We start from the raw sequence: 19,482 nt of genomic DNA, 5'->3' as shown, positions 1-19,482 counted from the left end.
ATCTATTTTCCCTACAACTGTCAGAGTGGATTCTAAGGACGACTTAAGGCACTGTCAGTAAAAGAGCACCGTGGGCTTACCCTGACGCCAGGGCGCTGCCTTGAAATGTACGAGGCGTTACCCGCACGGGACTCCAGCTCCCCCGTCAGGTGGAGCTGCATTGGGAAATCCGATATAGTTGAGGCACTACGACCGGTTCCGCCTACTTCGGTAGGTCCAGGGCCGGTCTTCACTTTCTCTGAGCAGGAGGCTCAGTTGCCTGCACTCGTCAAGGCCTACAAGACCTACGACGAGCAGGTTGACCTCCTGGCATCCCGGGGTATGGGCATCGGAGACAGGGCCGCTGCCATCAAGCAGCTGCAGCACATCAACTACTACCGTCTCAGCGGGTACTGGTATTCATTCAGGCAACAAGGATCTCCAGGCCGTGAAGACAGCTTTTACTCCGGTACTACGTTCACCGATGTCGTGAGGCTGTATAGCTTTGATGCGAGTCTCCGAACAGCAACCTTCGCCTCTTTAACACCGATCGAGTTGGCATTGCGGGCCCTACTCGGGCATGCCCTCGGGACGATCGACGAATGCGCCCACCTCAAGCCAGCGCTTCTGGGACCGCGGGCGTCTCAGGGCACCTCATATGCCATCTGGATGCAGCGGTATAAGAAGGCCCTTGCTGATTCGAAGGAAGACTTCGTCAAACACCACCACGCAAAGTACGGCGGAACTCTCCCAGTTTGGGCAGCAGTGGAAATCCTCGACTGGGGCGCGCTCACGTATCTGTACGGTTTCTCCCCACGGCAGATACAGGACAGCATCGGGGACAAGTTCGGTCTGACCGCCCCGCAGCTGGAGTCATGGATGAAATCGCTCAACGTCGTGAGAAACATCTGCGCCCACCACGGAAGACTCTTCAACAAGGTCCACGCAATCAAGCCCAAACTTCCCAGCGTTGGCCAACTCCCTCAGCTCGATCAAGCCCGCCAAGAGATGAACCGAACCTTCGGGCAACTCACGCTCATCCAGCACATGCTCCGGAGCCTAGACGTCGGGCGACACCAGTTGCTTCCTGCGGTTCTTCGCACGTACCCGGATGTCCAGCTACTCCCCATCTCGCACATCGGAGCCCCGCCCGGCTGGGCTACATTCCCGCTCTGGAGCTAGCTGCCTTAAGCCAGCTATGCATGTGCCCCGCTATAGGCAAAGCAGCGTGACGGAATCTTCATGATCGGCTCTTAAACAACGGGAGTAGAAGTCGCCGGGAGAATTCTCGTAGAGCCCGGCCTCACTTCAAAAAGTAGGACCCCGCGCTGCCGAACCGACAACGTGAATGAGAAACGATCCGCGAGCTCTGTCTCATCCAATCTGCATAGTTCCCACGTCGCGACGGACAACTACATTGAGAACGGCATCCGCTCGGCGGATTCAGACCGAAACTACACTCTCAATTCTGAAGAGCCGGTTATCCTGATGGCGGAGGCGAAGATGACAATGAAACGGGAACAAACCCTCATTGCCTCGGTCCAGCGAGCTGTGCAACTGGTGGACATGGTGGCCAATGCGCCACGTCCCTTGCCCGTGAAGGCTCTGGCGCAGGCGGCCGGTCTCAGTCTCGGAACGACCTACAACATTGTGCGCACCCTCAGGCATGAGGGTTACCTCAGCAGCGAGCCCGACGGCCTGGTGCTCGGCAGCCGCTTCCCAAGCCTGCGCGTAGATGGCGAGGAGGGCGTCTTCCTGGCCAGGGTGCGAAGCACCCTCCGACGTGTGACCGATGAGCTGGGGGCGACCGCATATCTTTCCCGGTTCAGCGATGGTGAAGTGCACATCATTGATATTGTCGATTCGGCCTCCAACCCGCGGGTCGAGCTGTGGGTCGGTATCGACAACAGTGCTCATGCCACAGCGCTCGGCAAACAGATTCTCACCGAGCTCGATCAGGAGGGTCGCCTTGACTACCTTTCCCGGCATCCGCTCGCCCAACTCACGCAGCACACGATCAGCGATCGCCGCACCCTTTTTGAGCAGCTCGATCGTTACCGGGACGCCGCCATCGATGAGCAGGAGTACGCCATCGGCTTTACCTGCATCGCAGTCCCCGTGCGGGCCCCGGGCGTCATCGCTTCGCTTGCCGTGTCACTGCCGTCAAACCGCAAGTCCGTAGAAACGGACATGGTCGTGCGGCGCATGCAGACCGCCGCCGGCAAACTCTCACTCCAGCTCGGCGCGGACCGGTACGGCCAGTTCACTATCTGAAACTTTGCCACTCCCCACCTTCGCATGTCGCCGATACAGTGAGCCATACTTGGCGGAAGCCGCCAAAGCCGCCATCTATCGATGTGTATGACACGAGGAGAAGCAATGACGCTCTACCCCGAACTCACTGACGAGAAACGCCGGAAATTGTTGAACTCGATGGTGCTGATCCGCACCTACGAGGAAGCTATTCTTCGGGAGTACCATGCCGACAAAAGCCCCGGCTTCGACATCGGCGCTGGCCTGATTCCCGGCGAGATGCACCTCTCGGCCGGGCAGGAACCGGTTGCCGCCGGGCTCGGCGCCCACTTGACCAAAGACGATGCCATGACGGCCACCCACCGGCCTCACCACGTCGCCATCGCCAAAGGGGTTCGCCTTCGCGAGATGACTGCGGAGATCTTCGGCCGCGAGACGGGCCTCGGACGAGGACGCGGTGGTCACATGCACCTCTTCGATCCGGAGACGCACTTCTCATGTTCGGGCATCGTGGCCGAAGGCCTGCCACCGGCACTCGGGCAGGCCCTGGCCTTCCAGCGTCGTGGGGGCGACCGCGTCGCCGTCGCGGTCGCGGGAGAAGGCGCGGCCAACGCCGGCGCCTTCCATGAAGCGCTGAATCTGGCGGCACTATGGAAGCTGCCCGTCGTCTTCGTCATCGAAGACAACGATTGGGGTATCTCGGTTCCCCGGGCAAGGTCGACAGCGGTCACCTCCAACGCCGATCGAGGCGCGGCCTATGGAATCCCGGGAGTCCGCGTCGAGGAGAACTCGGTCGAAGGAGTCTACGAAGCATGCGGCGAGGCCGTCGCCCGTGCGCGGGCAGGCGACGGGCCCTCCCTCGTCGAAGTGCACACGTTGCGGCTCTGGGGGCATTTCGAAGGCGACGCCCAGGGGTACCGCACCGACCTCGAAGGAGTGCCGGGGCGGGACCCACTGCCCACCTACAAACAGACACTCATCGACCGCGGCGCCATGACGGAGAAGGACTATGACGTGATGACGGCGTCCGCCTTGGAACAGGTCGAGGACGCCATCGACTTCGCGAAATCATCACCGACACCAGACCCGGCCCATGCCCTCGATTACGTCTTCTCCGAAGGAGTACGCTCATGAGCACTGACCTCGATCGCACCGGCCAGGAGCCGGCGGACAACGCCCCGGCCAGCGCGGCATCCACCGGCGCCCCCGTCACCGGCGCGGGTGTCAACACGGCCACGGATGCGGACATGAACACAGGCAGCGACGCCATCGACACCGGTACCGGCCGCGCCCCGCACGGCAACACAGCCGCGGTGATTGAGCCCGAGCCGGGCAAGCGCAAACTCTCGACGGCCAAATCCATCCAGGAAGCCATCGCCCAGGAAATGCGCGCCGACGATTCAGTGTTCGTAATGGGCGAGGACGTCGGCCCGTACGGCGGCATTTTCTCCTCAACGACCGGGTTGATCGATGAGTTCGGCGCCGACCGCATCCTCGACACTCCGATCTCGGAGTCTGCGTTCATCGGAGCCGGCATCGGTGCCGCCGTTGAGGGCATGCGCCCCATCGTCGAGCTGATGTTCGTCGATTTCTTCGGTGTCTGCATGGACCAGATTTACAACCACATGGCGAAAATCCACTTTGAGTCCGGCGGAAATGTGCAGGTCCCGATGGTGCTCATGACGGCAGTGGGAGGCGGATACTCCGATGGCGCGCAGCACTCGCAGGCGTTGTGGGGTACCTTCGCGCATTTGCCGGGAATGAAAGTCGTTGTTCCCTCCAACCCCTATGACGCGAAGGGGCTGATGACTGCGGCCATCCGTTCCAATGACCCTGTCGTCTTCATGTTCCACAAAGGCATCATGGGCCTCGGCTGGATGAAGAAGAACAAGCGCTCGATCGGTGCGGTGCCCGAGGAATCCTATGAGGTTCCAATCGGGAAGGCACGAATCGCTCGAGAGGGCACGGACGTTACGGTCGTGACGTTATCGCTCTCGGTGCATCACGCGCTGGATGTGGCCGAAAAACTCGAGCCGGAAGGCATCAGCGTGGAGGTGCTCGACCTCCGAAGCCTGGTGCCGCTGGACCGTGACGCGATCGTCGCATCCGTTTCGAAGACCGGGCGTCTCATCGTCGTCGACGAGGACTACCAATCCTTCGGGCTCTCCGGCGAGGTGATCGCGTCCGTCGCCGAGCGCCAGCCAGAACTGCTCAGCCATGTCTCCAGGGTCTGCATGCCGGACGTGCCTGTGCCCTACGCTAGCCAGCTCGAGCACAGCGTCCTGCCCACAGCCACGCGCATCGAGAGCGCAGTTCGCGGGGCAGTGACGAAGTGAGCGACGTCCTCTTCCCCCGGCTATCCACGGCCGATGATGCTACCGGGGTGATCGTCTCCTGGTTCGTTGACACCGGTGACGAGGTGACACCGAAGACCCTGATCGCTGAAGTCGCGGTCGACAAGGTCGACGCGGAGGTTTACCCGGAAATTGCCGGTACCATCACGCTTCTGGTCGAGGAAGAAGCAGAAGTTCCGCTAGGCAGCATCATCGCGTCCGTGACACCGAACAGATAGACGCCAGGCAAGCCGCTCGGCGAAGTGCCGGCGGCCCTGAGATGGATCGCCCAAAGAGCCGCCCCCGTTCAGGGGGCGGCTCTTTGTGTTCCACAGACAAAGGAAATCCTGCGTGCAGGGGGGGCGCTGCAGGAGTTAGACGTTGTGGTGTTCCCAGGCCCAGTCCATCTCTACGGAATCACCCGGTGCACCAGCCGGTAAGCAGGCCCAGTTCGCCAGGTTCTCCCGGGCTGTTCCAGAAATATCTGCTTCGAGTTCCCCGCGCATCCAATTGACGGCAGCCGCGGCACAAGCATGCCCTGTTGGTCAGCCCACCCCAGCAGGCTCAGCCGGTGAGGCTCTTTTCCAGGAATTCAAGGGTGCGGTGCCAGGCATTGCAGTGTTCGTTCATGCCGTGGCTGGCCCGCACATGGGTAAGTGGTCCCGCTTCTGAAGGGCATCGTTAGAATTGGATGCCTCGGGTGAGCCCACCGTCCACAAGAATATTGGCTCCTGTGGTCCGGCTGGATTTGGGGCTGGCGATGAAGACTACGGTATCGGCGATTTCCTGGGGCGTGCCCATCCGGTGGGTGGGATTAAGGCCCATTGCCATGCTGAACAGTTCCGGGTCCCCTTGCTCGATCTGCTCCCACACACCACCGGGGTGATATGTATTTCCGGGAGAAACGGTGTTGGCGCGGATCCCCTGTTCGGCGAGTTGGAAAGCCAGACCGGCCATGTAGGCGATAATCGCGGACTTCATGGTTCCGTACGGTCCCGAGGCGAAGTCTACTTCCCGTCCGGAGACGCTGGAGATGGCAGTAATCGATGGCGCTGCACTGCGCTTGACGTGGGGCATCACCGCTTTCACCAGACGCACCGTTCCCAGCAAATCCACATTCAGTGACGCTTTCCAGTTCTCCTCCGTATCGGGGATTGCCAGCGCACTGACATTGCTGATGACCATGTCGATGCTGCCAAACCTCGCCGCAGTGTCATCCACCCAGCGGGCGACCTCGGCGCCTTCCCCGACATCCACGCGCGCACCGACCACGTTGTTCCTTCCGATCTCCTGCTGAGTGGCGGTCACGGCGTCGGCTGTACGTGCACAGAAGGCGACGTTGGCGCCCTCAGCAGCGAAGGTCTCCACAATCGCACGGCCTATGCCTTTGGTGCCTCCGGTTACAAGCGCTGTCAACCCTCTGACCTGCAGATCCATGAGTTCGTCCTTTCGGGTGGTTAGAGTCTGGCAGTGCGGCTTCGCAGGTCGGCGTGAACGCCGTCGTAAGCATTAACTGTAGGAAATAGCGACTTCGCCGCTTTCACGACTACGCTGTAGTTCGCGTCGACCGCGTTGGCGATCGGAGCCTGCGCCGTCTGCGTCAGCAGTTGGTAGGCGTCCATGGCGTGCAGTCCGAACAGCTCGCTGAACCAACGCACCATTTCCATTTGGCCTATGCGCCAGGAGTCCTCCATGGGGCGAGAGGAGCCTACGGCCATCCAGTGTGTGTCCGTTTCGATGCGCGGCCAGGCCGGGGCTTTTCCTTTGATTAGTTCCACAATGATGGTGGAGTCCATGGCACCCTCGACGGCTGTGCCGCACGCCTCGCCCTCTCCTTGCCGGTAGTGCCCATCACCGATGGAGAAAAGCGCTCCTTCCACGTTGACGCCGAGGTAAATGGTTGACCCCGCCTTAACTTCAGGGGAATCCATGTTTCCGCCGAACCGCTCCGGTACGAGCGAAGAACGCACCTCTCCCCCCGGTGGCGCCACCCCTATCGTGCCGAGCATCGGTTCGACCGGCAAGTCAACCTGAAAGTCACCGAAACGGGATTCGAATCCGATCGTGTTGCGGGCGGAGTCAAGGTGGTATATCCACGTTGTATCCGGCAATGGATCCTGCAGCAGTGCAGTACGGTCCGTACTGGTCAGGCCGCCAAAGAATGGGATAGTGGCGGAGGCGCCCCAGGTGCGGGCTGGCGCCAGATCAACGATATGGATTGCCAGGGCGTCCCCCGGCTCAGCGCCCACGACGTAGAAAGGACCGGTTTGTGGATTTACGAAGCGCAGATCCACTTTCTCGCTGGAGAAGTCCTCAACTGAGGTGAGCGCCTGATTGAAGGCATCCTCGGACCAGAGTTTCATCACCGTTCCCGGTTGGACCACGAGTGAAGGTTTTGCCCCACCGAAGGTGTAGACCAGCTGCTCACGCGAGGGCCTGTAGTCGACGAACTCCATACTGGATGCTACGTCCGGCCGTTGAGGCGATACAAGACAAGGCAGGGCCCGTGATGGGACAAGCAGTATTAGATGATGGACCTGTAAGACTTCACGCAGCACTAACCCGCTCATCAACGCGCGGGCATTCGTTGGCAACGTGCTCCCGAACATCTACGCTGGCGCGGTTCTCTCACCAGCAGTCTCATACTCCTTCCTGTATGCACGCAATGGCTTGAGGACGGCCGTAGCCTAGCCCAGGCTAGGCTTCTTCAGGTCATCACGGGTACGGCCTTCGTTGACATCAACGCGAACAAGAGGCACAGAGTTCTCCTTGAGAGTATGTCAGAACATACTGACAATCGGGAGGAGCATCGGCAATGGTTGTGCAGGTCTGGCTGACCTTGGCACCGCAGCATTAGAAGGCCCCCGGCGGCGCGCGAACCTACCCAAGGCAAGACTTCTCAAGTCCGGAGAAATGGCTCGCTGGCGGGCAGATCGCCAATTGAGGCACACCTTAATCTGACGTCAGGAAGCTACCCAAATAAGCGTCAGAAATAGGCTTAAACTCTCTTTCCCTGACGACAGCTCAAAGAAGTCCTAGCTCTCAACCTGACGCTGTTCTGGAGGCATCACTGCCTGCAGCCCGCAGCTAGCGGATGATCAAGGAGAGAATACCGAGCCTCAGCTCGGTCAAACCGTAAACTCAGTCCATGAATGGTTCGGTGGCACCGACGACGGCACTTGTGAGTTGGGCTCATCGAGATGAGGGCTGGTCTGACCTCGGGACTGCTGAAGGTTTGATTGACACTTTGCCTGTGAGGATTTGATCCTCGCGGGTGGAAGGATGTTCATCATGCCCAAAGCCTTTCCCGAAGAGTTCCGCCGCGATGTCGTCGCGGTCGCCCGCAAGGGCGAAGCACCCATCACCCAGATCGCCAAGGACTTCGGGGTCTCACCCGCTGCCCTGCACCGCTGGATGAAGATCGCCGACAGAGAAGACGGCGTGAAGTCCGGGACGGTTTCCGACGACGCCGCGAAGTTACGGGAGGCCAACAAACGCATCCGGCTCCTGGAACAGGAAGCCGAAGTCATGCGCCGCGCTGTGGCCTACCTGTCCCGGGACATCAACCCAAAAAAATGATCTACCCGCTGGTCCGCGAGCTGGCTGCCAGGGACGCCCCGATCAGGGTTCCCGTGGCAGTGTCCTGCCGGGTACTGAATTTCTCCAGACAGGCCTACTACCAGTGGGCCGCCAACCCAGTGCCCGCCCGGGACTTGGAAGAAGCCCACCTGATCAACGCCGCCATCGACCACCACCGCGACGATCCTGCCTTCGGATACCGGTTCATCGCCGATGAGATCAACGCCGGTCCCGGCCCGGTTGCCAGTGAACGCCGGATCTGGCGGCTCTGCTCTCAGAACGGCATCCTCTCGGTGATCCACCGCCGGCGCAGGTCAGGGCTCAAGGCAGGCCCACCGGTCCACGATGACCTCATCGAACGGGACTTCAGCGCCACGGCACCGAACCGGAAATGGCTCACGGACATCACCGAGCACCACACGGCGGAGGGAAAGCTGTACCTGTGCGCGATCAAGGACCTGCATTCGAACCGGATCGTCGGGTACTCGATGGACGGGAGGATGAAAGCGTCCCTGGCCGTCGCCGCCCTGGACCACGCCGTGGCCCTCAGGAAACCGGCGGGCACGGTGGTCCATAGCGATCGAGGGTCCCAGTTCAGATCCAGAAAGTTCGTCCTGGCCCTGAACACCTACGGCCTGCACGGATCGATGGGCCGGGTAGGGGCATGCGGTGACAATGCCGCGATGGAATCGTTCTTCTCCCTGCTTCAAAAGAACGTCCTGAACCGGAAACGATGGGAGACCCGGGACGAGCTCCGGCTGGCCATCACGACCTGGATCGAGCGCAGCTACCACCGAAAACGCCGTCAACGCGCCCTCGGACGGCTGACACCCATCGAGTTTGAAACAATAAAAAACGCGGCCTCAGCCGCGTAAGAAATTATCAACCCCAGCTGTCAACTAAACCTTCAGCAGTCCCCTCCAGGCTGAAGACTGGATTGAAAAAGTTGTGCAATTCGCAACGCTTTTGATGTCCAATGGCGTCAATGTTTCTCTCGATCTCTGGAGTGAGACGGATCCTAGCGTCGATTGGACGCGGTGGGGACAACGGCAAGTCCAGGACTGCGATCTCGTGATCATCGTGGCTTCGACTGCATGGCGCGAAAGATGGGAAGGCACCAACTCGCCTCACCTAGGAGCTGGCGTCGTGTCCGAGGCGGACACGCTAAAAGGATTGTTTAACGAGAATCAAAGTGCCTTTCAAAGGAAAGTTCTCTTGGTCCTGCTACCTGGGATGGGGAAAGAGAGCATCCCTTCAGATCTACACAGGTTGCAGTGGTTCCGCATCGAAAGCCTTGATGCGCTAGGAATTGAATCACTCCTGCGGAGGATCCACGGCCGACCGCTACACGCTCGACCCTCTCTGGAGGACCCACCTGATCTTCCTTCCAAATCGTCCAAAGGCGCGGATTCCGGCGCTGCTTCAAGCCCCCTCGCCACCAAGCGTGGGGAGTTGGACGAGATCAAATCCGGCGATCAACATGCTTCTTCGGACGAGAGCTTCCCTCGCCAATCGGTCTCGTTCAGCAAACCTACGCTCGGGGAGGTGCCCCCGGAGGTGCCTCCAGATGTGCCGCCGAGCAAGCTTTCCTTGTGGAAGAAGGTCACGTTAGGGGGAGGGATAGCGTGCCTAGTCGGCTTTGCTGCTTTTGCTAACGACGCTTCGGGCGCCATGAAAAACTTATGTGACATGAACCGGTGGACGTTTTGTTCGACAAGCCCTCCGTCGCCCACTCCCTCGATCCTTCCGTCACCGGCTAACGTAACCCCCCAACCGACCCTCCCCCCGGAAACCACTCCAGAAAAATTAGCGGCTACGTATGACGGAACTAACCCAAGCGGCTGCGCTGCAACCGGCCATTCCACCATGAATACGCTTCAGATTAAGCGGATGGGCACGGACAACCTATTAGCAACAGTGGAAATTAAGCATGCCCCAAAGTGCAACACAACTTGGGTAAGGGTCATCAACACTCTAGAAGGTTCGACGGTCAACAAAGTGATTGAGCGTCGAGCTGGTGATGGACTGCCTGCCTACAAAGTAGAAGACCCTGAGTTCAGCAGCAATTTTGCGGTTGCAGGAAACAACACTTCCTACGGCAGCCAAGTCTATGCACCGGGTTGCGTCACAGCGTCCGTTCACATCACCGATGCATCAGGATCAGTGGCAGGCGAGCTTCCTCCCCAGGATTTTTGCTGGACAGCCCCTCCAAGCTGAGAAAATTCTGGCTTCCCTTCAGATGTTTTCGCAAGTCATATTTATCCGTCGCTGGCAACCATCCTAGAGAGCTCAGGTCAGTGGCGGCTGGGGGCTTGAAGGATTTCGCGGAAGAGGGCGCTCGGATGCAATGGTTTTCGACTAGTTTCTGGAAACTCATCTGGGACATTTAGTCCGCTGCCCACAGCCGGGGACAATCCTGATGGGGTTATCCACCGCTACTGCTGCTGAGGGAGCTTTCCTGATGGCTCCCGATTCCAGCCGTGGATAACCCGGATTGACCCCAACTATGGACAGCCTGTGTGGTCACCTTGAGGCCGGCTAACACCGCCCGGATTAGAACAAGCCGGCGGGGGGTATCTCGCAGGGTAGAGGGGCGAGTTTGGAGCGGTGGCCGTCGTCCGGGGTGCAGCCCTTGAACGGCCCATCTGTTGAGAGCAGAACGGACATGTGGTGGTCTGCGTGGTCGCGCCACCACACGCTCATCCCGGTGGTGCCGTCCAGGCGCAGGAACTCCCAGGCCCGCCAGAGCGCTTCGAGGCGGCTGATCGCTTCGGCGTGCTTCCACCATTGCGGGCACCAGGTCACGCCGCCCTGAACGTTGAGCTGCCGGCGGTAGCTGGTGGCCAGCTTGCTTCTTACGAATTCGGCCACGTTCGGGTAGAACAGTTCAGGGGCTTCCGAGTCCTCTTCGGCTTGCTCGGCGGGGGCTGTGGTGTCCTCCAGCTCGTCGTCCCACTCCCCCAGACCCTCACTCATTAGAGGCACCCGCAGCTATCCACCGGCTCCCGGCCGCGCCGGCCGGCTTGTTCGCCGGGTCATGTGCGGTGATGGAGGCCCGCACCGCATCAGCCTGCGGACCGCTCATCCAAGGCACCGTCTCCAGCAATGCAGCAGGGGCGCCGGAGGCGAACATGATGGCGCGGCCTCGTGGGAACGCGGCCAAGTCCGACACGTCAAGGGTGCGTTCTTTGCGGTCGTCGTCGTGGCTGTAGGAGGTGCCTTGTTTGGAGCGGCTTCTGGTCATGTTGGAGTACCGGTACTCGCCGACCAGCTGCGCGAGCTCGTTCAGGAACTCGGCTTCGGCGACGCCGCCGCCGTAGACCTTGATGTTGGAGGCGCTCCAGAGCTTGCGCATCCCGTCGCGACCCCACACTTCGACGCCTTGTGACCAGGACTGCAGGATGGTCATCAGAACGATGCCCCGCGAGCCGTAGTGGCTGTAGAGGTTCGGAAGTTCACGCCACCGGCAGACGTTGGCCGCTTCGTCCAGAACACCGACCATGGGTGTGGCCAACCGGCCTCCCGGTGAGTGGACAGCGAGTTCTTCTGCGGCCTCGACCGTGGCCACGGTCAGCGCCGTCACCAGCGGGCCGGCGGTGCCTTTGCCTTCCTTGGACAGGCTGTACAGGGTGCCCTTGGAGCGGACGAATGCTGCCGGATCGAACTGTGGCCGCTCGTCCTGCTCACCCTGCGGGGTCACCCAGCGGGCCACCTGGCGGTTGGTGAGGCAGGAGGCCATCTGCAGCGCCGTGCCGTACACGCCGCCGCGCTGTTTCTCGGGGGCATTGATGACGCCGCCCACGGCGTTGGAGGTCTGGGTGAAACCGTGGGCCTTGAGGATGTCCACCGCTTCATCGTCAGCGGGACGGGTCAGCCACGTGTGAACCTGCGTGATCGGTCGGCCGTCGAGGGCCGCGGCGAGCAGGAGCCCGGCAAGAAGATCCTGACCGGCGGGATCGAAGTAGGCGTCCGTTTTGGCGTCCGGGCCGCGCGAACCGGCTGCGAAGTGGTCAGCCAGGCGTGCCGCTTTCACTTCGTCAGTGACATAGGACAGGGGGTTCCACCACCAGGACGGTTCCTCGAGTGCGACGGACTGCGGGTCGAAGACCCAGAGCGGGCCCTCGGCTGCGCGTACGTCGCGTGTTCCGTCAACGATGTCCCGCTTGTTCGAGGTCACCAAAGCTGCTCCCGGGGCGGCGAGGATCGCCGGGATGGCCCGGGAGGTGGTTTTACCTGTACGGGGTCCCCAGATGTCGATGTGCATGTCTTCCCAGGAGCCGTAGACCATCTGCCCGCCGAGGACGGTCTTGCCTACCGGGACGCCGGGTGAGCCTTTCACTCCCAGACGCTCCGCGGTAGCCGTGGCACCGCGCAGGCTCAGGGCACGCAGGTCCTTAGCCTTGGCCATGTGCTGGGCGGCAGCGTCCACACGCGAACGCTTGGACCGTCGGCGCAGCATCGCACGGACCACCAAAACGGCCACAAGGATGATGAGGACGCCGAAGCCGATCAGCACCCAGGTGGCGGCCGCGGGCCACGTGACCTTGTGCGAGAGCAGGCCGAAGACCAGTTCAAACGGGTTCGCGGGCAGCTTCTGGCCGTCAGCGGACAGCACCGAGCCCAAGTGCACGGCGCCGGCCAGGGAACCGACACCGAGCACCACGACGGTGATGAAGACCCAGAGCAGGATGGTTTCGCCATCCATCCGGGAGCGTTTGCCGCTGCTTGGTGCACCCATCAGTTGTCCCCTTCGCCGTTGCTGCTTATCTCTATTCGCTCAGGTTCGTTGGCCTGTTCTGCAGCCGGGATTCGCGTTTGAGCAGGTGATGTCGGTTCGGAGCCCCATGGGGCCCGAATCGACGAACCATCGACGAGAGTGACGGTTTGGGCGTAATGTCGACGCATGCTCGCTCCTTCTGAAGTTGGTAGCTGATGGTGCTGGTGGCGTTGCCCGGTGGCGGCGCCATGGATCCGGCGTTCTGGAGTGTGCAGGCGGCCGAGGATTTCGAGCAGGAGATCGTCGACCAGTACGCGTTGGCGATGGCAGCGGCTGGTTTGAGCGACTCGCATATCCGCAATACCCGGGCGACGATTATTGAGTTCGCCCGTTCGGTGACGGGCCCGCTGTGGGCGGCGACCTGTCAGGACGCCGACCGGTTCCTGGCCGAGCAGCGCAGGCTGGGTCGCAGTGTGAGCACCAGGGCCGGCAAGGCCGGGACACTGGCGTTGTTTTACGAGTTCATGATCAGCCGTTACCAGGGCCGGATCCATCGGGTGACCGGGGTGCTGGTCGAACAGCCCATCGATGAGTTCAACCGCCAGTCCGGGGCGGCGCTGGGCAACGTCAGAGTGCCCCCGTCGGATGCCGAGATCGACGCGTTCTTCACGTGTTGGCGGCACTCGATCCCGCAGGCCCGCAAGTATCTGCCCGCCGCGCGGGACTACTTCGCTGCCTCGCTGTGGCGTCGGCTGGGGTTGCGGATCAACGAGACGGTGATGCTCGACATCCGTGACTGGCGCCCGGACCTGGGCGGGTTCGGCAAGCTCCATGTCCGGTTCGGTAAGGGAGCTCAGGGCCGTGGCCCGAAGCCGCGTCTGGTGCCCGCGATTAACGGCGCAGCGGAGCTGATCGACTGGTGGCTGGGCGAGGTCCGACACCAGTACGGCGAGGACTGGGCCGACCCCGACGCACCCCTGCTCCCCTCGGAGCGGTTCGACCGCGAGCTGGGGCGATGCGGCCGGGTCGGTGGCAACGCACTGCGGCGCAGCCTGGGGTTGCAGGTCGACCAATGGTTGCCGGCATGGTCCGGACGGATGACCCCCCACGTTCTGCGGCATTACTGCGCCTCCTCGCTGTACGGGGCCGGGATGGACATCAAGGCCCTCCAGGAGTTGCTGGGGCATCAGTGGCTCGCGACTACCTCGGGTTACATCCACGTGCGCAGCGAGCACGTCGAGCTTGCCTGGAAGAACGCCAATGAGCGGGTCGAGTCCCGCTTCGGACCTATACAGAAGGAAGGATGAGGCCGTGTTGTGGAATCTGCGGATCAGAGCCGCCGAACGCGGGGTCTGGAAGTCGGCGCAGATGCGCCGGATGCTCGCCGATGCCGGGCTGGAGATCAGCGCCGGGAAGATGTCCTCGTGGTGGGCCGGGACACCGGCGACGATGAGACTCGAGGAGCTCGACGTGCTCTGCTCAGTGTTGAAGTGCACACCGACGGACCTGATGAGTCCCGAGCCGGAGAAGGTCGCTGCACGACGTCCACTCGGGACCGAGACCGTCAACGGCAATAACCAGGACCACGGCAGTGGCGGCGGGGTATCGCCGGTCGTCACGCCGCGCTTCGGCAGGCCGCGGTCCGAGCCGCCCCTATAGGCAGGGCTGTCATGAGTCCTGCCCCGGGCCCGGCGGCGGCGCTGCGGCCGCCGGCGATGTGCCCCCGCTGCCAGATCAACCGCGCCGCCTGGACCTTCCCCCGGGTGGCCTATTGCTATGACTGCCTTCCCGGCGGCCCGTTCATCCCGCCCTCGTGTTCCAAGTGCGGCACCAACGTGGACTATTTCAGCCAAGGCATGTGCGCCAGCTGCCATCCCGGCAGCCCGCAATACCCAGGCTCGTGCAAGGGCTGTCTGGCGTGGGGTGTCTACCGCCGCTACAACTGGACGTGCTGGCAGTGTCGTTGGTGGCGCTCCCACAACCCGGAAGGAATCTGCGACTTTTGCGGGCGCGCGGCCCGTATCGGGGAGCGGCGGGCCTGCCGGCTGTGTCTGGAACAGGCCCGAATGCTCCAGGAGCCCGGACATGGCCTGGACCTGGCCGGCGCGAATAAGGCCGGGCACCAGCTCTTCTTCGCCAACATGACCTCCGCACGCCGGGGCGCACCGCCGTTGAGCCCGGAACAACGCGCCCCATGGAAGCGGCGGGACAAGAACAACCCGCCCGGCACGGGTTCGGCTGCCGACTACGGCGTGCAGATGCCGTTGTTCGATATGGCGCCCGATCCGAAGGTTGTCGCGGCGCGTGCCCGCCTCGAAGACAGAGACCTGACCCGCTACTGCGCCGCCATCGTCCGCGAACACGCCGCGAGGGCCGGCTGGAGCAAGCGGCAACGCAACGACGTGACCCGATCGCTGCGGCTGCTGCAGGGCTTCCGGCTCAGCCCGACCGCGAAGATCCGCGCCACCGACGTCCTCCAACTGCGCCAATACTCCGGCAACGTCATCTCCACGATCGACGTTCTGGCCGCGGCAGGCCTGCTCATCGAGGACCGGCCAACCCGGATCGAACGCTACTTCGCCGCCAAGACCAGCACCCTGCCGCCGGTCATGAAGGACCAGCTCGAGGTGTGGCTGCAAGTCCTGACCAACGGCGCCCACCAGGCGCCACGGCAGATCCCGCGCGACCCAGGGACCATCAGGGCGCACATCCTGGGCATCGAACCCATCATCCACGCCTGGGCCGAGGCAGGCCTCCAGTCTTTCGCCGAGGTCACCCGCGCCGACATCACAGCCGCGCTGGAGGAAACGAGGGTCCGCCGCCACGTCGCCGGGAACGGGCTCAAATCGCTCTTCACGACCCTCAAAGGCCGCCGGCTCATCTTCGCGAATCCGACCCGCGGGATGAAGGCGTCCCCGAAGGCCAGCACTATCCCTTTCGCTCTGGACGCCGCAGTGATCCGCGAGGAGTTGAACTCCCCGAAGCCGGTGGTCGCCCTCGCCGTTGCCTTGGTGGCCTTCCACGCGCTGACCAAAAAACAGCTCAGCGAGCTGCGGCTCACCGACATCAGCGACGGACACCTGATACTCGGCACCCGCGACATCCCGCTGGCCGCGCCCGTGCGCACCCGCCTGGCAGCCTGGCTCGACCAGCGCAACCGGACCTGGCCAGGCAGTGCCAACCCGCACCTGCTCATCAACCGGCGTACGGCGCCCAGGCTCCTGCCCGTCAGCCGGCAGTACCCCTGGGCCGGATTGACGCTGCGGCCCCAGGCGCTGCGCGAGGACCGTATCCTGCACGAGATCCACGCGACCGGCGGCGATATCCGGCGCATCTGCGATCTCTTCGGGCTCAGCGTCGAAGGCGCCACCCGCTACCTCAACACCGTCGAGCACCCGGACCTCACCCTTGAGGGCGAACAGGTTCCCCGAACCTGAGCACCAACACCCGCTGCAGCCCCCGGGCATGCTCAGGTTGGCGCCGAAAGCGTCAAAATTCATGCGAACTTATCACTGTTGATCGTCCAGCGTTTGTTTGTATCGTGCAGTTTTTCTTCGACGCTGGTCAGTTTGAGCGCGACCGGGATCCCAGGGCGGCCGCCGACTTTGAAGAGGAATTTACCCAGGCCCGGGCGTACCCGTTTGCGGGAGCCGCCGACGTCGGTCCATGACCCCGGGTCAGCCCATGAGATGAGGCGGGCTTGCTCGGCGCGGGAGAGGGTGACGGCTTTGTTGAGTTTTTCCATTTCTGCTCCGGGCAGTGCCCCGCAGACGACCATGCCGGAGCGTTCGACGAATCCGCGCGCTTTCATCCGTTCGGACTCAGTGGGCAGGGCTTCGAGGTCGCTCATGGTGTGTGTGATCATGGCCTGCCCGACGCCCTCGGTCCGGTTCAGCCGGGTCAAAGAGTCAACCCGGTCGACCATGCCTTCACCGGAGCGCAGGGCCCGCCACAGCTCGTCCATGACGACGAAGTAGTTACGGCGCGGTTCCAGGCCGGCGTCAGCCAGGGTGTGAGCGACCTGGACTGTGGCGAACCCGGTTGACCAGCAGGCCAGCAGGCAGGCCGCTTGGATGTCTCGCTGTGTGTCGGAGATCCCTGACAGGTCGAAGACCACGGGTTTGGTCAGGTCCATCGGCTGGTCGGTGGGCTGGGAGAACATGTCCGAGAAGCGGCCCGAGCCGTCGAGGGAGTACAGCGACTGGCGCAGCTGGTCGGTCGCGTCCAGGTAGCGGCTCATGTCGCCGCGGTCCAGGGCGATCGCCCGCAGCTCGTCGGGGGCGTCTTTGATGACCTCGATCAGATCCCCGATCAGGGGAACACGGTCCAGGCGCTCGTCCAGGATGTGCAGGGCCCGGTCAATCAGGGATTCCTCGTGGGCACTGGGCTTGGCGTTCCGCACGATGGTGATCAGCGCCGTGATCATGTTCAGGCGCCGGTTGTGCGAGTCGGCCATCAGCTGTTCGGCCAGCTTCTCCGCCTTCACCGCTGCCGCGAGCAGCTGCGCGGCCGCGGCCTGGTCGCCATCTGGATCGTTCAGGGTCCGGTTCGCCTTGGCCCGGTGTTCCTCGGCCGAGGCGAGCAACCTGACCGCGGCGCCGGTGGCTTCACCGGGGTCCAGGACGTTCAGGTGGCCGCGGCCTGGACCCAGGCTGATGACCTGCCCGCCGAGGGCTTCGATGAGGTCAACGTAGTCCGGCTTCAGGTCACCGAGGATCAACGGGTTGATGCTCCGGCCTGCCAGGCCGAGGACGATGTGCCTGACCAGGGTGGATTTGCCGTAGTGCGGCAGGCCGAGGACGAACATGGAGGGGTTGTTGATCATGCCGTGCATGAACCAGCTAATGGGATCGGCCCCGAAGGGCGCTCCGGTGTCGGTGTGCACGCCGATCGGCACTCCCAGGATCGGGGTGCCGGACCCGCCCACGAACGGCCAGAGACCGCAGACCTGGACCGAGGTTCCGCGCCATTCGTCGGCTGCCGTGACGTAGACGGCTTCGCCCTGTCCGCGGCCGCGCCAGCCCCGAAGGCCCGGGCGGCGGGCGACCGCGGCGGCGAGCTTCGTGGCCGGGGCCGGTGTGCGCTGGTGCTTAGTCAAGTTGGCGAACATCACATGGCCTCGCGGATCTCTTCGGGAACCTTCAAGTGCTTGGGCAGGACCAGCCCCAGTGGCAGGGACGCGGCAAAGGCAGAATCCTGTGAGCCGTAAGCGCGCCGGAGCAGCAGACGTGCCGACGGGCCGAGGTTGCCTTCGACGACGGCGACGGCGTCCTCAAGGTCACGGGCGGACAGCACCGTGGCGGTGACGACCATGCCGAAGTTGACCAGCCCGGCGCCCTTGGCTTCCTCCGCTGCGGTGGCCTGCGCCGCACGGGCGTCGACCAGGGCGCGGGCGGTGGGCCGGTTGGTTGAAGAGGCCCGGGTCAGGGCGCTGGTCTGGTCCGACTCCACGATGGCGGCCGCGCGGCCGGCTTCGATCGGCCGGTACAGCAAGGTGACGCGCTTGCGGTCGATCTCCCCGTGCGGTGCGACGAGGCGGCCCAGCGCCGATGCCAGGATGTGTCCGCGAGGGGCGCCCGTCATCGTCCAGGACACGGAGTGCCCGGAATCGTGGCGGTAGCCGTCCCAGTCGGCTTGGTGGGCGGACGGTCCGACGTCGCTCCAGTCCAGGTCAACGGGTGTGCCTTGGTAGTGGGCTTCGTCGATGAGCCGGGCCGCTGCAGGGTCGTAGGCAACCCGAACGACCTCACACAGTTCCTGGGCGTTCAAGGGTGCGCATGCGCCGGCGCCGGTGGATTCCAGACGCTCGGTCAGGCTGGGAAGCCGTGATGCGAGATCTCTTGCGATCTCTTCCGCGGTGCGTCGTTTGCCGCCTGCCCGGGCAGCGGCACTGAACGTCAGCGCGACCCAGGCGCGGATCGTGGCCGATCCCTGCGGGTAGGTGTTCAAGGCCTCCCGGAGCATGGCCTTGGCAATGGCAGGGGCGTCGTCATGGATGTTCGATTCAACTTCCCGGCGCAGCCGTGCCCCGGAATCGGGTGCGGTTTCGACCGTGACGGATGCCGCGACGACGGCAGGTTCATTCGACAACGAGGCCAGCCAGCCGCCCCAGTTAGCCACCCAGGCATCAATCTGCTCGGGATCGACCAGGGACGCACCGTCGGGCTGGGTGCCGAAGACAACGGTGTAGTGCGCGGTGGCGGGAAGGTGGATCAGCGCGAAGGGGCGACCATAGGAGTCGGTGAACTCGTAAAGCTTGGAACCGGCGGAGATTCCCGGCAGCTGGAACTCGCCCCAGGGCGTCAGCCCCAGCGGACCGGAGCGGTAGATGTTGGCGCGTCTGCGCCGTGCTGAGCGGAACGCCAGACGGGCGAAGATCCGCTCCCCTATGGACTTGTTGTGTTTGTCGGTCACTGAGACGACGGCCAGCGCCACCCCAAGGATGAACAGGGCAACGAGCCCGGCGAACCAGCCGCCGACAAAGAGACAGATCACCGTGATGATGAGGCCCATAAACAAACCGGCTGTTGCCAGCCCACCAAGGGTGCCGATGCCCGCCTTACGCGGACGTCGCCAGTTGCCGTAGGTCGGTTCCCTATAGGTGTTCTCGATCGCTGCCAT

General features: G+C 63.0%; 16 protein-coding genes. 10 read left to right on the top strand and 6 right to left on the bottom strand.

The genetic code is table 11. The features are described from left to right. Positions 1-255: 255 nt before the first annotated feature. The 5 genes from L0B83_RS13775 to L0B83_RS13755 all read left to right on the top strand — a co-directional run bounded on the left by L0B83_RS13775 (position 256) and on the right by L0B83_RS13755 (position 4,804). Positions 256-1,161 carry an Abi family protein gene (locus tag L0B83_RS13775; protein WP_234759027.1) on the top strand — a complete coding sequence of 302 codons (906 nt, stop codon included), beginning with the start codon at positions 256-258 and terminating at the stop codon, positions 1,159-1,161. A gap of 162 nt (positions 1,162-1,323) precedes the next feature. Next, positions 1,324-2,253 (top strand): IclR family transcriptional regulator, encoded by a 930-nt coding sequence (locus L0B83_RS13770; RefSeq protein ID WP_234759026.1) that lies wholly within the window; start codon positions 1,324-1,326, stop codon positions 2,251-2,253. Positions 2,254-2,358: 105 nt separating this feature from the next. Continuing rightward, positions 2,359-3,366, top strand: coding sequence for a thiamine pyrophosphate-dependent dehydrogenase E1 component subunit alpha (locus L0B83_RS13765; RefSeq protein ID WP_234759025.1), 1,008 nt, complete (start codon positions 2,359-2,361; stop codon positions 3,364-3,366). After that, the gene (locus L0B83_RS13760) at positions 3,363-4,568 is read left to right on the top strand and encodes an alpha-ketoacid dehydrogenase subunit beta (RefSeq protein WP_234759024.1); all 1,206 of its coding nucleotides are present in this window, start codon (positions 3,363-3,365) and stop codon (positions 4,566-4,568) included. The genes L0B83_RS13765 and L0B83_RS13760 overlap by 4 nt, the downstream gene beginning before the upstream one ends. Then, complete coding sequence (locus L0B83_RS13755; RefSeq protein WP_234759023.1) at positions 4,565-4,804, top strand: lipoyl domain-containing protein; 240 nt, start codon at positions 4,565-4,567, stop codon at positions 4,802-4,804. The genes L0B83_RS13760 and L0B83_RS13755 overlap by 4 nt, the downstream gene beginning before the upstream one ends. A gap of 442 nt (positions 4,805-5,246) precedes the next feature. Here the strand turns inward: L0B83_RS13755 and L0B83_RS13750 are convergent, their stop codons facing one another. Together L0B83_RS13750 and L0B83_RS13745 are read right to left on the bottom strand one after the other, a co-directional pair. Then, a complete protein-coding gene (locus L0B83_RS13750) occupies positions 5,247-6,002 on the bottom strand; it encodes an SDR family NAD(P)-dependent oxidoreductase (RefSeq protein WP_234759022.1) in 756 nt (251 codons plus the stop codon). A gap of 20 nt (positions 6,003-6,022) precedes the next feature. Continuing rightward, positions 6,023-7,021 carry an acetamidase/formamidase family protein gene (locus L0B83_RS13745; RefSeq protein WP_234759021.1) on the bottom strand — a complete coding sequence of 333 codons (999 nt, stop codon included), beginning with the start codon at positions 7,019-7,021 and terminating at the stop codon, positions 6,023-6,025. Positions 7,022-7,856: 835 nt separating this feature from the next. Between L0B83_RS13745 and L0B83_RS13740 the strand changes: the two genes are divergently transcribed. Then, a protein-coding gene (locus L0B83_RS13740) for an IS3 family transposase (RefSeq protein ID WP_234759020.1) occupies positions 7,857-9,019 on the top strand; the annotation gives its coding sequence in 2 pieces (ribosomal slippage) (positions 7,857-8,135 and positions 8,138-9,019; 1,161 coding nt in all). Between the two features lie 73 nt (positions 9,020-9,092). After that, complete coding sequence (locus tag L0B83_RS19905; protein WP_308193997.1) at positions 9,093-10,361, top strand: SEFIR domain-containing protein; 1,269 nt, start codon at positions 9,093-9,095, stop codon at positions 10,359-10,361. A 336-nt stretch (positions 10,362-10,697) separates the two neighbouring features. On the opposite strand, the gene L0B83_RS13730 is transcribed toward L0B83_RS19905, so the two are convergent. Both L0B83_RS13730 and L0B83_RS13725 read right to left on the bottom strand, forming a co-directional pair. Then, positions 10,698-11,120, bottom strand: coding sequence for a DUF4913 domain-containing protein (locus L0B83_RS13730; protein ID WP_234759019.1), 423 nt, complete (start codon positions 11,118-11,120; stop codon positions 10,698-10,700). Beyond that, positions 11,113-12,882, bottom strand: a complete 1,770-nt coding sequence (locus L0B83_RS13725) for a type IV secretory system conjugative DNA transfer family protein (RefSeq protein ID WP_234759018.1) — start codon at positions 12,880-12,882, stop codon at positions 11,113-11,115. Before L0B83_RS13725 ends, L0B83_RS13730 begins: the two co-directional genes overlap by 8 nt. A gap of 194 nt (positions 12,883-13,076) precedes the next feature. Here L0B83_RS13725 and L0B83_RS13720 point away from each other — a divergent pair, with 194 nt between their 5' ends. The 3 genes from L0B83_RS13720 to L0B83_RS13710 all read left to right on the top strand — a co-directional run bounded on the left by L0B83_RS13720 (position 13,077) and on the right by L0B83_RS13710 (position 16,298). Next, positions 13,077-14,168 (top strand): tyrosine-type recombinase/integrase, encoded by a 1,092-nt coding sequence (locus L0B83_RS13720; RefSeq protein WP_234759017.1) that lies wholly within the window; start codon positions 13,077-13,079, stop codon positions 14,166-14,168. 4 nt (positions 14,169-14,172) lie between these two features. Beyond that, complete coding sequence (locus tag L0B83_RS13715; protein WP_234759016.1) at positions 14,173-14,520, top strand: helix-turn-helix domain-containing protein; 348 nt, start codon at positions 14,173-14,175, stop codon at positions 14,518-14,520. 407 nt (positions 14,521-14,927) lie between these two features. After that, positions 14,928-16,298 carry a site-specific integrase gene (locus L0B83_RS13710; protein WP_234759015.1) on the top strand — a complete coding sequence of 457 codons (1,371 nt, stop codon included), beginning with the start codon at positions 14,928-14,930 and terminating at the stop codon, positions 16,296-16,298. Between the two features lie 59 nt (positions 16,299-16,357). On the opposite strand, the gene L0B83_RS13705 is transcribed toward L0B83_RS13710, so the two are convergent. Both L0B83_RS13705 and L0B83_RS13700 read right to left on the bottom strand, forming a co-directional pair. Next, positions 16,358-17,971 (bottom strand): putative type IV secretion/conjugal transfer ATPase, encoded by a 1,614-nt coding sequence (locus tag L0B83_RS13705; protein WP_372461199.1) that lies wholly within the window; start codon positions 17,969-17,971, stop codon positions 16,358-16,360. Beyond that, positions 17,971-19,482: an SCO6880 family protein gene (locus L0B83_RS13700; protein WP_234759013.1), complete on the bottom strand. Its 1,512-nt coding sequence runs from the start codon at positions 19,480-19,482 to the stop codon at positions 17,971-17,973. The genes L0B83_RS13705 and L0B83_RS13700 overlap by 1 nt, the downstream gene beginning before the upstream one ends.

Origin of the sequence: Arthrobacter alkaliphilus, from assembly GCF_021483235.1 — a bacterium.
Lineage (GTDB): Bacteria > Actinomycetota > Actinomycetes > Actinomycetales > Micrococcaceae > Arthrobacter > Arthrobacter alkaliphilus.
The sequence above is the reverse complement of the archived record's forward strand: the minus strand, read 5'-3'. Positions and strand labels throughout refer to the sequence as shown.